Origin of the sequence: Dermacoccus sp. SAI-028, assembly GCF_004346775.1 — a bacterium.
Taxonomy (GTDB): Bacteria; Actinomycetota; Actinomycetes; order Actinomycetales; family Dermatophilaceae; genus Dermacoccus; species Dermacoccus nishinomiyaensis.
Map to the genome: position 1 here is coordinate 671,376 of NZ_SMFS01000001.1, position 13,798 is coordinate 685,173.

The window sequence follows — 13,798 nt, forward strand, 5'->3', positions numbered from 1 at the left end:
CATGACCCCACGCCACATCGCGCTCGCGCTGCTCGTCGTTCTCATCTGGGGGCTCAACTTCGTCGTCATCCACGAGGGGCTGGCCGGCATGCCGCCGCTGCTGTTCGTGGCGATCCGGTTCGCGTGCATCCTGCCGATCATGGCGTTCGTGCCGCGCCCGCAGGTCGCGTGGCGCGACCTCGCACTCGTCGGGCTGCTCATGTCGGCCGGGCAGTTCGGGTTTCTGTACTCGGCGATGGCAGCGGGTCTGGCCTCCGGGCTGGCCTCGCTGATCCTGCAGGCTCAGGCGCTGTTCACCGTCGTCATCGCCGCGGCCGTCCTGGGGGGAGCGGCGGCGACCCATCCCACTCATGGGCATGGGCATCGCCGTGGGTGGGCTCGTCGTCGTGGCCCTCGGACGCTCGGGGGCGACACCGCTCGTCGGCGTCCTGCTGTGTCTCGCGGGAGCGCTGAGCTGGGGTGCCGGTAACGTCGCCTCGCGACGCTGCGCGGAGCGTCAGGCCTCGGTTTGACGGTGTGGGGCAGCCTGTTCGTCCCGCTGCCTATGCTGGTGTTGTCGCTGCTCAGCGACGGCCCGGGCGCTGTCGGTGACGCGCTCACGCACTTCGGCGGCGCGGCGATCGCGTCGACGGCGTACACCGTCATCCTTGCGAGCCTCGTTGGCTACACGATCTGGAACGGGCTCATGGGCATCTATCCGGCATCGAACGTCGCCCCGTTCACGCTGCTCGTCCCCGTCGTCGGCTTCCTCGCCGGCTGGGTCTTCCTCGGCGAACGCACCAACGCTGCCGCGTTCGTCGGCGGCGCGCTCCTGCTCGTTGACGTGGCCGTCATCGTGCTCGGCCCGCGCGCGCTGACGCGGCTGGGCGCCCGCCGTCAGAGCTCGAAGCGCTCGAGCGTGACGCCGTCCGCGCCGTAGACGAACAGGGCGTGCTGCAGGGTGTCCGCGAGCGCGCGGGGCATCCAGTGGCGCGCATCCGGCCACATCTCGACGTACGGAATCTCGTCCTGACGCACCCACCGGCCGGCGATCTCGTCTGAATCCTGCACCGCGCCGAGGGCATCGGACGCAATGAACACATGCGCCCGCATGTCTTGGGTCAGGTCGTCGTGGGAAAAGCGAAAGTCGAGGACGCCGGCTGGCGCGAGTGTCTGCGCGCGCAGACCCGTCTCCTCCTCGAGCTCGCGGGCGGCCGCCTCCTGCGCGCTCTCACCGGCGTCGATCTTTCCGCCGGGGGCGACGACGCGGCTACGACCGAAGCCGCGCAGCTTTCGCCCGAGCAGCACCTCGTCCGCCCCGTCGCTCGTACGGGTGACAAGGACGAGGCAGGTCTCGAGGGGCGTCGCGGACGTCACGCCGACGCCACGCCCGTGATGCGGTGGATCGAGAACGTCCGCGTCACTGGCGAGGCGTCGCCCAGCTGGCCCGTGACGCGCCCGCCTGTCACGCTCGCGGGGCGGAACAAGCCGCGCTTGATGTCGCCGCCGGCCTCCACGTAGCCGATCCACACGGGAACGCTCTCGGCGGCCGCGTCCTGCAGCAGCGCCAACGTCACCGTCGGATCACAGGACGGAATGCGCTTGTGCGCGTCGTGCTCGCTCGGACGGACGGCGTCCTTCTCGGCGGCCCGTAGACGGCCGGCCAGCTGCTCGGCCTCACCGGCGTCGAGCGTGTGCACCTGGACGGGGGTGGTGCGGCGCGACGGCGTCGGGGCGCGCTCGACGGTGGCGGCGCGCACGACGACCCCGCCATCGGAGGTCTCGGCGACAGGCGCGTGACGATGCTCGCGCAGGACGTCGAGCAGCGTCGCCGCAGGCATCGGGGAGACGCAGACGGTGGGTGCGATGCGGCGCAGCTGCAGCGACGCGAGGCCCGTGTCGGCGACGAGCGCGTCGAGGGCGGCCTCGTCATCGCTGCGCACGTACGAACTGACCGACCCGACGCGCACGTGGCCGTGGCGGCGCGCGACGTCGCCGAGCAGGTATTCGAGAGCCTGCGGGATCGGCGTCATGCTGTGGCGACGCAGCAACTCGAGCGCCTCCGCCGAGGAGACCCCGTGGTCGAGCAGGCGACGCAGACTCGCGTCGCTGAAGCGGAAAACCGTTGCACCACCGCGGGATTCGACGTCGGCGGCGCGACGCATGAACGTGGCGGCCTCTTCCGCCAGCGGGCCGGGCGCGATGGCGGTGAGGTCGCCCTGGAGCATGACCTGATCGACCGGCTCCGGGAGCGCGGTCGACATGGCGGTCGTCACGGCCTCGACATCCGCGGCGGACGACGGGTCGGCCGCGAGCAGCGCACGCCCGGCGCTGGTGAGCGCGCCCCGGCCGAGGACGCCGAGCCATGCCGCTTCGCGCAGGACGACATCAGTGTGGGTGGGCGCCCCGGCAGGCAGGCGGAGCGGTCGGCGCCAACGCAGCAGCGCTTCGACGCCGTCGATCGTGGGGGCGCTGCCCGCCGGGAGGGCGGCGAGGACGTCGAGCACGTCCCGGCGGCGGGCCCGCATGAGCGGCCACGCGGCGTCCTTGCCGAGGACGTTGACGAGCGTCCCGTCGACGCTCTGACCCGCGAGGCCGGGGGCGCGGACGGTGTCACGCCACGCCAGAGCGAGGGCCGTCCAGCGTCGCGCCGGGCTCCAGGTCGTCCATTCGTCGTACAGATCGGTCGGTCGCCACGTCGCGTCGATCTCTCCGTCGGAGGCGAACAGGCCTGCGGCGTGGCCGATCTCGAGGACGAAGGCGGTCAGTTCGCTCGACGCATCGAGCCTCGCGGCGAGACGACGGTGATCGCGGACGGACAGACCACCGGTGCGCAGGACACGCGGCGCCTCCTCATCCCAGGCGGCGGCGACGTCGTCGAGTCGCCACAGCAGATCGAGCACCTCCCCGGCGGCAGCCGTGTCGGCGTCGGCCTGGTCGACGTGACGTGGCTCGGGTTGTGGCGGCGCCCACGGTTCGCGCGACAGCCGGCCGCCGCGCAGGGCGAGGCCCACCTCGCGCGGGATGACGGCGTCGTCACCGTCGAGGGCGACCATGAGCCCGGCGCGGACGAGTTCGTCACGGACGGCGCGCAGGGCGGGCGTCGTGAACGAGGCGCGGGCGCTACCCCAGCGCAGTTGCTCGATGACGGCGCGCGCGCGATCGGTGAGACGTGCTTCGGCGTCGGCGACCTCGTCGGGGGTGGTCGTGGGCGAGAGCGCGAGGGTGCTCGGATGCGTCACCAGCTCGGCGGTCGAACGTCCCAATCCTGCTGGGTGCGTGAGGATCTCACCGACCGCGCGAGCCGTTCGCCAGCCGTCGGAAGCGCGCCAGACGAGCGCCTTCGCCCAGAGCTCCCGGATCCCCTGTTCGACGGCCTTCTTCGACGCGCCGAGCGCGGCCGCGGCGCCGTCAGCACCGACGACGAGGAGGGCTTCGACGAGGCGCAGCGCGCCGCCGTCGAGATGTTCGAGCGCACGCTGGACGCTGGCGCGCGTCGCGGCGCGAGCCGCGAGGGAAGTGATGTCCGCCGGCGCCGGTCGCGTGAGGTCGGGGCGCGCGAGCAGGAGGGCCGCGAGCTCGTCGTCGCTGCGGGCCCTCAGATCATCGGCAAAACTGCGCGCGGCTCTGGGCACCCGCACCACGGTAGTCGGCGGCGCGGCCGGGGGCACCTCGACATCCGGTGAAGACGTCTGTGGCGAGACGGCAGAGCGCACCATGGACGTCGGCTGGGTGGGCGGGGGCTCGAGTGCGCGGTATGACGGCCTGCTGAATATGAGCGAAATTCGCACATGCGGACAGGAATCGCGGATGTGGACGTGGATCGCGAAGGTGCGGAAGCTGTCAACCTGATTGGAGTCACGTGGGGTTGAGTTGGGTGATTTCGGGTGTTGTGGCGGCGATGGGGCGCCGGCCTCGGTAGCGTTCGGGGTTCGCGGCGTACTGCGCATCCAGGACGGCTTGGCGTTCGGTGTGGACATCGACCCAGGTGCCGGTGTGGACCTGTTCGGGCGTGAACCCGGCCAGTGAGCTGTGGTGATGACGCGTGTTGTAATCGTGCACGACGTGCTCGGCCCACTCGCGCGCGTGTTCAACACTGGTGAACTGGCTCGGGTAGTCGGGACGGTACTTCTCGGTCTTGAAGTAGGACTCGATGTGCGGGTTGTCGTTCGACACGCGCGGACGATTCCGGCTCGCGCTGATCCCAGCATGACGGTAGAAGTCGGCCAGCAGTACCGACTTCATCGCCGGCCCACCATCGGAATGCACGATCCGCGGGTGAACACCCTCACGTTCTGTCGCGGCCTGGAACAACGCGACCGCGAGTTCGTCGGACTCATCTGTCTCGACGCTGCTGGCGATGATCGTGCGGCTGAACGCGTCGATGATCGTGTACTGCTGATACCAGACCCCCGTGTATGGCCCGGGAAGTTTCGTGATGTCCCAGCACCACACCTCGTTCGGTGCGGACGCCTCCCACTGCGGCATCGCGACCGTGCGCCGCGTACGGCGTCGACGCACCGGCCGTGGCCCGTGCAAGCCACGCGCGCACCGCATCCACGTCGACAAAGACGCCACCGGCCGCCCCGCATCGAACGCGTCGTAGAACGACTGCTCCACGCTGCGCTGCTCGTGCCAACCGTCACGGATCGCGGACACGATCTGGGCGCGCTCCTCAGAGCTGAGCGCGCACGGCTGATACCGCTCGGTGTGCGCGATCGGGTCCGCGACGCGAGCGCGTGGATGGTGACGGTAGTGCCACGTCGAGGTCGCCACACCGATGATCTTCAACGCTTCACGCTGGGAATAGCCGGCCGCGACATGCTCGGCGACCAGGGTGTTCTCCGCTTCGAGGAACGCCGCATGGCGGGCGGCATCGGCCTCGTTCAGGACTCGGGCGTGGGCTCCTGCGGCGCGTTCAACTCGTGCAAGAGCCCGATAGCTTTTCCCAGCGCCTCGTTCGATGCCTCCAGCCGCGCAACCTGCTCAGCATGCGTCTGCGCCTCCCGCGCGCGGGCTGCGCGTTCGGCGGCGAGTTCTTGTTCCACGCGCGCCAAACGCGCGCCGTCAGCAACTGTCATGTGTGAAGTATCGCGGGGCACGAGGTCTCGTTCGAGGTCTCCGAAGTAGAACGCTTTGCGCCACGTCATGATCTGATGACGCGACACACCCTGCTCGAGCAACCACGCCGCTTTCGTGCCATGCGGCAACGCCACATACTGCTGCACCAACGCGGTCTTCTCTTCCGCAGTCCATCTGCGCATACCCACCTCCTGAGTGACTCACACCCAGGCTGACAGTCAGGGGTGGACAGGAATCGCCGATGTGGATCGCGGATGGGGACGGGTGGGGCCAGCGTTTTGAGGGTCGGGGTCGTGAGGATCAGTGGCGTGAGGAGATGCCGAAGGAGGCTGTCCATGTTCGGCCGGGGTGCAGCACCATGAGGCCCTCGCCCGTGTTGAACGCATTGGCGGGGCACGTCATCGGCTCCACGGCCAAGCCCGAGCGTCGGTTCTTCGGCTCCGGCAACCCGTCGCCCGTGAACAGCTGCACGTAGCCGAACTCGCGCGCATCGGCCCACAACGTCGTCACCCGCGACGACGTGCTGACGCTGACCTCCCAGCGTGCGGCGTCGTTGCTCGACGACGCGGCTCCGTCAGCCCGTGGCGCCGCGTCTGCAGGCCGCGAGGGCATTCCGCTGCCCGGGCGGGCTCCGATACCGGTGAAGCACGTATCGAGGGTGACGCCGCGCAATGATGCGCTTTCGGTGAAGTCGATCGAGGCTGGTCCACGCCCCACCGGGATGAGCCGCTCGTCGACGGTAAGGGCTTCGTCTAGAGGGGCGGTCAGCGTCACGTCGTCGAGTGAGCTCTCACCTGCCGTCAGATAGGGGTGCATGCCGAACCCGAACGGGCATGGCGTGTTGGAGAGGTTCGTGGCGCGCGGCGTGATCGTCAGGCCGTCGGGGCCGAGCACGTACGTCATCTCGAATCGCACCGTCCACGCCCATCCCGGCTGCGGGTGCAGCGTGACGCCGACGGTGACGCGATGCGTCGCGTGCTCCACGAGCTGCCACGGTTGCCAGCGCACCAGCCCGTGGGCGGCGTTGGCGTGCTCCGGTTCGGTCAGCGGCAGCAGGTACGTGTCGCCGTCGAACGCGTAGCGCCCGCCTGCGATGCGGTTCGGCCACGGCGCGAGGACGTGCCCGCGGGCCGCGTCGGCCATGGTGTCCTCGGCGTATCCATGGACGATGTCCTCGCCGTCGTGGCGCAGCGTCCGCAACCCGCCGCCGACCTCGACGATCGTCGCCTCGTACCCGGACGCCCTGATGTGCCACTGCGTGCCGCTGGGAAGGGTGGGCTGCTCGTCGTTCGTCACGCCCACAGCGTAGGGAACGGGCGCGTCGTTGGGGTTGTCGGCGCCATGCGCCAAGATGGTGAGCGTGAATCCTTCGACTGCCATGGCAAGCGTGATCATCGACGAACTCGTGCGGCTCGGCGTCAAGGACGTGGTGCTCTCGCCCGGTTCGCGTTCGGCGCCGCTCGCGTACGCGGTGGCCGCGGCCGACAAGGCTGGACGGCTACGTCTGCACGTGCGCGTCGATGAACGTTCGGCCGGGTTCCTCGCCCTCGGTCTCGCGAAGATCTCGCGCAACCCGGTGCCCGTCATCACGACGAGCGGCACGGCCGTCGCAAACCTTCACCCTGCCGTCCTCGAAGCACATCACGCGCAGGTGCCGCTCATCATCATGAGCGCCGACCGCCCCGCAGAACTACGCGACACGGGCGCCAACCAGACGACCGATCAGGTCAAGATCTTCGGCTCCGCGACGCGGTGGTTCCACGAGTTCGCGACGCCGAGCGAGCGCGCTGGGCAGAACACGGTGTGGCGCTCGGTCGTCGGTCGCGCGTTCGCCCACGCGACGGGCGTCCCGACGGGCGACGTCGGGCCGGTCCACCTCAACCTGCCGTTCCGCGAGCCGCTGACGCCCGACGTCGCCGACCTCGCGATGGCCGGAGCCGTTGCGGGCGCGGCGGCGATCGTGGCGAGGGATACGAGCGCGACGTCCGATGAGGACGGCCGGGCTGATGACGCCCCCTCAACGACGTCACCCGTGTGGCCCGAAAGCCTCGAGGGGCGGGATCGCGGGCGCCCCTGGATGCAGTTGCGTGCTCCGGCATCGACGGTCACCGTCGCGCCCGGCCCGGGCATCGCACCGGTGCCGCGTACGCTCGTCCTGCTCGGTGATCTGCCCGATCCGAAGCTGGCCGCCGAGGTCGCCGAACTCGCCGACGCGGCGGGCTGGCCCGTCATCGCCGAGCCGTTCGGCGATTACCACCGCGGGCGCGCCATGCCGCACGGTTCGCTCATCCTCGCCGCCCACGACTGGCTCGACGAGCACCTGCCCGAGCGTGTTCTCGTCGCCGGACGCATGACGCTCTCGCGCGACGTCGCGAAGCTGCTGCGTCACCCCGAGGTGACCGTCGAGGTCATCACGGCCTCGACGTCGTGGGCCGACCCGTCGCACGTCGTGCAGCGGGTGCACGAGTGGGCCGCCATCGCGCGCTCGCACGAACTCGTCGCGGCGTGCGCGGACCGTCGGTGGTCGAGCAGTTGGCGCATCGCAGGGCAGCGTCTCGCGCAGCGCATCGGGCCGCTCGTCGCGCGGTCGTGGCCGTCCGGCCTGGCCGCGACGTCGACGCTCGTGCAGCACGTGCCGGCCGGGTCGGCGCTGCTCATCGGGTCGTCGAACACGGCGCGTGACCTCGATCTCGGTCGCAACCCGCAGCGCATCGCGCGTCGGGTCTGCTCCGTCGCGAACCGCGGGTTGTCGGGCATCGACGGAGTGGTCTCGACGGCCGTCGGCATCGCGCTGTCGCACGACGGCCCGAGTTTCGCACTCATGGGCGACCTGACGTTCCTGCACGACAGCAACGGCCTGCTCATCGGCCCCGGCGAGCCGCGCCCCGACCTGACGATCGTCGTCATCAACGACGACGGCGGCGGCATCTTCGGCACGCTCGAGCAGGGGCGCAGCGAACTCGCCGAGCACTTCGAGCGCGTCTTCGGCACGCCGACGAACGCCGACCTCGCGCTCGTGTGCGAGGCCCGCGGTGTCGGGTATTCGCTCATCGGGTCGCGTGACGAACTCATCGAGCGCGTCAGCGACCCGGCGCCCGGGCTGAACGTCATCGAGGTGCGCATCGAGCGTCACCTCGAGCGTCAGGCGCGCCACGACCTTTTCGCGGCCGCCATCGACGCCGTCGCCGACGCCGGTGAGATGGACGCGCGCTACGAACGTCGATGACGCGCCCCACCCTCAGGTATGGTGCGCGCCCGCGTCATCTCGGCAAGAGTGGCAGGAGGCGGCGCCCGCCCGGGGCGCCGCAGCCCACATGGTGGCGCGCCACACGATGAAGGAGAGACGACATGACGGTTGCGACCGACGCAGTGTTCGAGATGCCCGAGGACGGCGACAACGACGGTGAGCGTCTGAGCGAGCAGGACGCCTCCAACATCGACACCCCCGACGCCGGCGGCGAGGCCGACACGGTGAACGAGGACAACGTCCCGCACTCCGGCCTCGACGGTGACAAACTGCAGGAGAACTGATCGCGCTGCCCGGCCGCTCGCGAGGTTGCGGGCGCCCGGGCATGATGCGCGAGACGACGACACGAGGAGATGACGAGCATGGCACTGACCGACTTCATCGAGCAGCTCAAGGCGCGCCTGAGCGGCGCGTCCGACAGGACCGGAGAGACGGCTCAGAACGCAACCGACAAGGCTGGTTCGATCGACGAAGGTGACCCCACGCGCACCATCGTCAGCAACGACCCGGGAACGCCGACGGACCACGCCGTCTGAACCGCATCGTCTGAATCACGCCTCACGCGGGGGCCGAGCAGGCCCCGGTGAAGGTCACGTCGGCCTCGTCATGCACCACGTGCGTGGCGGGGCCGTTCGCCACTGTGATGTCGTAGCCGGTCAGGTGGGACGGGCGACCACTCGAGGTCACGCGAACCTCGATGATCGCCTGATGCCCGGGCAAGATTTCGTGTGGGTGCGCGACGGCGGGAAGTGACGCAAACCCGACGCTCATGGGCGTCTCGGGATCGAGGCTGCCTTCGGCAGGCCCCGCGTCGATGACGGCGAAATCGCGCACGTCGACACGCGACGATCCAGCGCTCGGCGTGATGGCGATGATTCGGGCCGTGTGCCGATCCGTGTTGGCGATGACACCGCTCGGGAAGGCTTTCGGTTCGGACGCGCCGCAGGCCCCGATCGCGAAGGCGACGTTGCCTCCATCGGTGCGGCGCACGTCCTTCGGCCCGCCGAAGGCCGCGACGAGGGCCAGGGCGGTACCCAACGCGACGACGATGGCCGTCCAGGTGCGCGCAGGCTTGGACTCGCCCTGTCGGGGACGGAACGCTGACATCGGTGGGGCCTCTCCGCGTCACCGCGCGGTGACTGCCGCCTCACCCTATGTGTTGCGCCGCCCACCGCGGGCGCTTCCGGGGCGATCGGGGCTGCCCTCTGGCGGGTGCCGGTTGTCGCGCGTCACGACCGAGTGGCCCGGCGCCGCGCCGGCATGGTCACGCGCTTGAATGCACCAGCCCATGTGAGTTCACCAGCCCAGCGCAGACGGCGAGGTGGATGCTCAGTCCAACAGGTGTGCCGCGACGGTGGCTCCGAACTCGCGGGCAGCGGCGAGGTCGTCATCACCCACGTCGCCGAGACGTTCGAAGGGCTCGGCGACGAGGCGCAGTTCGAGGCCCGTCGTGATGGCGTCGAGAGCGCGGCGCGCGCCCGTCGCGTCGCTGCGCCCGTGCACCCAGTAGCTGAACGGGCGCCTGCGGACGTGCCCCTGCAGCGCGCCGTACGTCGAGTCAAAACTGTGCTTGAGTGCGCCGGAGAGGTAGCCGAAGTTGACCGGTGTGCCGAACACATACGCATCGGCGTCGAGGTAGGCCCGCGGGTCGGTCGCCTCCAGCGCTTCGATCGCGACGACCTCGACGAGTCCGTCGAAGAACTCCGGGTCGCTCGCCCCCGCGATCACTGCATCGCGCAGGGACACCGTGGCCAGGGTCGGTGCGTGGCTGATGACGAGAAGACGCTTCATCTGATCGACGCTACCGCCCGGCCGCCGAGCGTGGAACCAGCCGTCCCGCGCGGAGCTGAAGTACCGCATGGCAGGGTTGTGGCCCTCAACTCGCACCGTGAGGGCTGAAAGTCGGCATGGCGCGATCGCAGCTCCGAACGCGCACAAGAACCGGAGCGACGTCGCCAAACCTGCCCTCCTCGCGCGTCAGTCGTCGCGCAACGCCTCGCGCATGGGTGAGAGCTTGGCGACGGATTCGGCGACCTCGCTCACCGGATCGGACCCGGCGACGATGCCGCACCCGGCGAACAGCCTGATGCGGCAGGGGTTCTCGATGTCGATCTGGCCGCTGCGCAGCGCGATGCCCCACTCGCCGTCGCCGGCGGCGTCGATCCAGCCGACGGGCCCGGCATAGCGTCCGCGGTCCATGTGTTCGAGCTCGTCGATGACGAGCGCCGCCTCGTTCGTCGGCGTCCCGCACACTGCAGCCGACGGGTGCAGCGATGCCGCGAGCGTCAGCGACGACGCGCCCCCGTCGAGCGCGCCGGAGACGTCCGTGGCGAGGTGCAGCACGTTCGGCAGATTGAGGACGAACGGCGCGTCGGGCACGTTCATCGAAGAACAGTGCGGCCGCAGCGCCGCCTCGACGGAGCGGACGGCATACTCGTGCTCCTCGAGGTCCTTCGAACTGCGCGCGAGGCTCGCGGCGAGCGCCAGATCCTGCTCCTCGCTGGAGGCGCCGGCCCCGGCGCGACGGATCGTCCCGGCGAGGACGCGTGAGGTGACGAGCCCCTTCTCCGAGCGCACGAGCAGCTCCGGCGTCGCGCCGACGAGACCATCGACGGCGAACGCCCACGTGTCGCGGTAACGCGCCGCCAGACGCGTCAGCAGCCAGCGTGGGTCGATGTCGGCGTCCGCGACGTGGATCTCGTCACGCGCGAGCACGACCTTCTCGATGCGCCCCGTGCGGATCATCTCGATGGCGTCGCTCACGGCGCTGCGCCACTGCGCGGGCGTCAGCGCGCCGTCACGGGCCTCGACGCCCGTCGGTGCCAGCGCTGGCGTGACGTCGGGCAGGCGGTCGCTCGTGCGGTTGATCGTCGTGAGCCACGCTCGCCCGCCGCGGCGCCCGACGACCATCTCGGGCACGACGAGCGCCGAACCCTCGTCGGAGGAGTTGCGGAAACTGAACGAGCCGAACGCGACGAGTCCACTGCCGGGCAGGGCGACCTCGTCCTCGACGTCGGCTGCCGCGACGAGCGCATCCCACCACGACTCGGCGTCGGCGAATCGCTCGTCACCGCTCGTCGCGATCGACGCGGCGCGCCCCCACGCGACGAGACCCTCACCGCGGCGCACCCACGACATCACGTCCTCGGCCGGGCGGCCCGCCGGAACGAGCGAGACGAGATCGCCCGGGTCGGCGAGCTCCTGGGTGCGCACCCGCAGGTGCGGCGTGCGCGCGGCGTCGGCGGGCGATGGGGAAAGGCTCACGAGACACCAGCCTAACCCCGTGCCGCGGACGGCTCGGTGGCGCGAGGCGCCGCCGTCAGCGACGCGTGATGACGCCCCGCGCACCTGCTCATTCAGGTGGCCGCGAGGGCACGCGCGCGCGAGTGCGAGAATGGCCCCATGAATCGTGCTGGCCTGGACAAGCGACCCAGCGATGTCGCGCGCATGTTCGACGACGTCGCGGCGCGTTACGACATCATGAACGACCTGCTCTCCCTCGGCCAGGACCGTCGCTGGCGCAAGCAGGTGCTGACGGCGCTCGACCCCAAGCCGGGCGAGATCGTGCTCGACATCGCCGCAGGCACGGGCACCTCGTCGGAGCCCTTCGACGCCGCGGGCGCACACGTCGTGCCCGCCGACTTCAGCCTCGGCATGCTGCGCGAGGGCAAGAAGCGCCGCGCCGACCTCGGATTCACCGCCGCCGATGCGACGAAGCTGCCGTTCGCCGATGCCTCGTTCGACGCCGTCACGATGAGCTTCGGCCTGCGCAACGTCGTCGACGTCACGGGCGCGCTCGCCGAGTTCGCGCGCGTGACGAAGCCCGGCGGGCGCCTGCTGATCTGCGAGTTCAGCCACCCGACGAACGGGCCGTTCCGCCGCGTCTACACCGAGTACCTCATGCAGGCGCTGCCGCCCGTCGCGCGCGCCGTCAGCTCGAACCCGGAGAGCTACGTCTACCTCGCCGAGTCGATCCAGAGCTGGCCCGCGCAGCGTGAGCTCGCCGAGCAGATCAAGACGGCAGGCTGGGCCGACGTCGAGTGGCGCAACCTCACCGGCGGCATCGTCGCGCTGCATCGCGCGGTCAAGCCCGCGGCGAAGAATGCGCCGAAGAACCAGCAGTCGAAGAACCAGCAGGCGAAGAAGAAGGGCGGCGCGGCGTGAGCGACGCCGTCGGCACGCGCCCCGAGGCGGCGATCGAGAGCGCCGACGTCATCGTCGTCGGTGCCGGCCCGGGTGGTTCGACGATGGCCGCGTACCTCGCGCAGGCCGGCCTCGACGTCCTGCTGCTCGAGAAGACCCGTTTCCCGCGCGAGAAGGTGTGTGGTGACGGGTTGACGCCGCGCGCCGTCAAGGAGATCGACGCGCTCGGCATCCCCACTCCCGAGAGCGAGGGGTGGATCCGCAATAAGGGGCTGCGCCTCGTCGGGCGTGGCATGCGTCTGCAGGTCGACTGGCCCGACGAGGGAGCCTTCCCCGCCTACGGTCTCGTGCGCACGCGCCAGGACTTCGACGACATCCTCGCCCAGCACGCCGTCGCCCAGGGCGCGCGGTTGCTGCAGGGCGTCAACGTCACGGCGCCCATCGTCGAGAACGGCCGCGTTGCCGGCGTCGAGGCGAAGCTCCTCGGCGAGGACGGGCGTGCCACCGGCGAGAAGGCGACGTACCGTGCCCCGCTCGTCGTCGCCTGCGACGGCAACTCGAGCCGCCTGGCGCTCGCCGTCGGCCGCCAGAAGCGCGAGGACCGGCCGATGGGCGTCGCCGTCCGCGCCTATTACACGAGCCCGCGCACGCACGACGACTACCTCGAGAGCTGGCTCGAACTGCCGTCGACGAACGAGCGCGGCGAGAAGATCCTGCTGCCCGGCTACGGGTGGATCTTCGGCGTCGGGGACGGCACGAGCAACGTCGGCCTCGGCATCCTCAACACCTCGAAGGCGTTCGGCAAGACCGACTACCGCGAGGTCATGCGCCGCTGGGTCGCGACGATGCCGCCCGAGTGGACGTTCGGCGACGCGACGATGGTCGGCGACATCCGCGGAGCGGCGCTGCCGATGGGCTTCAACCGCACCCCGCACTACGCCGACGGCCTCATGCTCGTCGGCGACTCCGGCGGCATGGTCAATCCGTTCAACGGTGAGGGCATCGCGTACGCGATGGAGGCCGCGCGCCTCGGTTCGAGCGTCGTCGCGGACGCGTTCGGCGCCGCGAAGAACGGCGGCGACGTCGCCCGCGAACGCATCCTCGCCACCTACCCCGACGTCATGAAGCAGGCCCTCGGCGGCTACTTCACGCTCGGTCGCCACTTCGCCACGATGATCGGTAATCCGCAGATCATGAAGCTCGCCGTCACGTACGGTTTGCCGCGCGAGGACCTGATGAAGATCATCGTCAAGGTGATGGCGAACCTCGCCGACCCGGGCGGCAAGAGCGCCACCGATCGCCTGTACACCGTGCTGACCCGCCTCGCGCCCAACGCGTGAACGGCCC

At 70.3% G+C, this 13,798-nt stretch carries 15 protein-coding genes; 7 read left to right on the top strand and 8 right to left on the bottom strand.

What is annotated here, in order from left to right; all coding sequences use genetic code 11:
- Window position 1: 1 nt before the first annotated feature.
- Window positions 2-469 carry an EamA family transporter gene (locus tag EDC82_RS14850; protein ID WP_006946205.1) on the top strand — a complete coding sequence of 156 codons (468 nt, stop codon included), beginning with the start codon at window positions 2-4 and terminating at the stop codon, window positions 467-469.
- Window positions 470-484: 15 nt separating this feature from the next.
- A complete protein-coding gene (locus EDC82_RS14855; protein WP_255569622.1) occupies window positions 485-919 on the top strand; it encodes an EamA family transporter in 435 nt (144 codons plus the stop codon).
- On the opposite strand, the gene EDC82_RS03105 is transcribed toward EDC82_RS14855, so the two are convergent.
- The 5 genes from EDC82_RS03105 to EDC82_RS03125 all read right to left on the bottom strand — a co-directional run bounded on the left by EDC82_RS03105 (window position 877) and on the right by EDC82_RS03125 (window position 6,357).
- Window positions 877-1,356 carry an 8-oxo-dGTP diphosphatase gene (locus EDC82_RS03105; protein ID WP_062258331.1) on the bottom strand — a complete coding sequence of 160 codons (480 nt, stop codon included), beginning with the start codon at window positions 1,354-1,356 and terminating at the stop codon, window positions 877-879. The genes EDC82_RS14855 and EDC82_RS03105 overlap by 43 nt on opposite strands.
- Complete coding sequence (locus tag EDC82_RS03110) at window positions 1,353-3,614, bottom strand: helicase-associated domain-containing protein (RefSeq protein ID WP_231729562.1); 2,262 nt, start codon at window positions 3,612-3,614, stop codon at window positions 1,353-1,355. The genes EDC82_RS03105 and EDC82_RS03110 overlap by 4 nt, the downstream gene beginning before the upstream one ends.
- Before the next feature lie 223 nt (window positions 3,615-3,837).
- Window positions 3,838-4,770 (bottom strand): DDE-type integrase/transposase/recombinase, encoded by a 933-nt coding sequence (locus EDC82_RS03115; protein ID WP_082740667.1) that lies wholly within the window; start codon window positions 4,768-4,770, stop codon window positions 3,838-3,840.
- A gap of 95 nt (window positions 4,771-4,865) precedes the next feature.
- The gene (locus tag EDC82_RS03120; RefSeq protein ID WP_006947059.1) at window positions 4,866-5,243 is read right to left on the bottom strand and encodes a hypothetical protein; all 378 of its coding nucleotides are present in this window, start codon (window positions 5,241-5,243) and stop codon (window positions 4,866-4,868) included.
- A 118-nt stretch (window positions 5,244-5,361) separates the two neighbouring features.
- The gene (locus tag EDC82_RS03125; protein ID WP_235006100.1) at window positions 5,362-6,357 is read right to left on the bottom strand and encodes an aldose 1-epimerase family protein; all 996 of its coding nucleotides are present in this window, start codon (window positions 6,355-6,357) and stop codon (window positions 5,362-5,364) included.
- A 55-nt stretch (window positions 6,358-6,412) separates the two neighbouring features.
- Here EDC82_RS03125 and menD point away from each other — a divergent pair, with 55 nt between their 5' ends.
- The 3 genes from menD to EDC82_RS14470 all read left to right on the top strand — a co-directional run bounded on the left by menD (window position 6,413) and on the right by EDC82_RS14470 (window position 8,844).
- Window positions 6,413-8,287 (top strand): 2-succinyl-5-enolpyruvyl-6-hydroxy-3-cyclohexene-1-carboxylic-acid synthase, encoded by a 1,875-nt coding sequence (gene menD / locus EDC82_RS03130; RefSeq protein ID WP_235006102.1) that lies wholly within the window; start codon window positions 6,413-6,415, stop codon window positions 8,285-8,287.
- A gap of 122 nt (window positions 8,288-8,409) precedes the next feature.
- Window positions 8,410-8,592 (top strand): hypothetical protein, encoded by a 183-nt coding sequence (locus EDC82_RS03135; protein WP_006946300.1) that lies wholly within the window; start codon window positions 8,410-8,412, stop codon window positions 8,590-8,592.
- 78 nt (window positions 8,593-8,670) lie between these two features.
- Window positions 8,671-8,844 carry a hypothetical protein gene (locus EDC82_RS14470; RefSeq protein WP_006946187.1) on the top strand — a complete coding sequence of 58 codons (174 nt, stop codon included), beginning with the start codon at window positions 8,671-8,673 and terminating at the stop codon, window positions 8,842-8,844.
- Window positions 8,845-8,866: 22 nt separating this feature from the next.
- Here EDC82_RS14470 and EDC82_RS03140 read toward each other — a convergent pair whose 3' ends face one another.
- The 3 genes from EDC82_RS03140 to EDC82_RS03150 form a co-directional block, all read right to left on the bottom strand.
- The gene (locus EDC82_RS03140; protein ID WP_040014814.1) at window positions 8,867-9,415 is read right to left on the bottom strand and encodes a hypothetical protein; all 549 of its coding nucleotides are present in this window, start codon (window positions 9,413-9,415) and stop codon (window positions 8,867-8,869) included.
- A gap of 222 nt (window positions 9,416-9,637) precedes the next feature.
- Window positions 9,638-10,099, bottom strand: coding sequence for a flavodoxin family protein (locus EDC82_RS03145; protein WP_062258400.1), 462 nt, complete (start codon window positions 10,097-10,099; stop codon window positions 9,638-9,640).
- 186 nt (window positions 10,100-10,285) lie between these two features.
- On the bottom strand, window positions 10,286-11,572 hold the full coding sequence (locus EDC82_RS03150; RefSeq protein ID WP_062258393.1) for an isochorismate synthase MenF: 1,287 nt from the start codon (window positions 11,570-11,572) through the stop codon (window positions 10,286-10,288).
- Window positions 11,573-11,710: 138 nt separating this feature from the next.
- Between EDC82_RS03150 and EDC82_RS03155 the strand changes: the two genes are divergently transcribed.
- On the top strand, window positions 11,711-12,472 hold the full coding sequence (locus EDC82_RS03155) for a demethylmenaquinone methyltransferase (RefSeq protein ID WP_050786552.1): 762 nt from the start codon (window positions 11,711-11,713) through the stop codon (window positions 12,470-12,472).
- Window positions 12,469-13,791: a geranylgeranyl reductase family protein gene (locus tag EDC82_RS03160; protein ID WP_062258392.1), complete on the top strand. Its 1,323-nt coding sequence runs from the start codon at window positions 12,469-12,471 to the stop codon at window positions 13,789-13,791. The genes EDC82_RS03155 and EDC82_RS03160 overlap by 4 nt, the downstream gene beginning before the upstream one ends.
- Window positions 13,792-13,798: the final 7 nt, after the last annotated feature.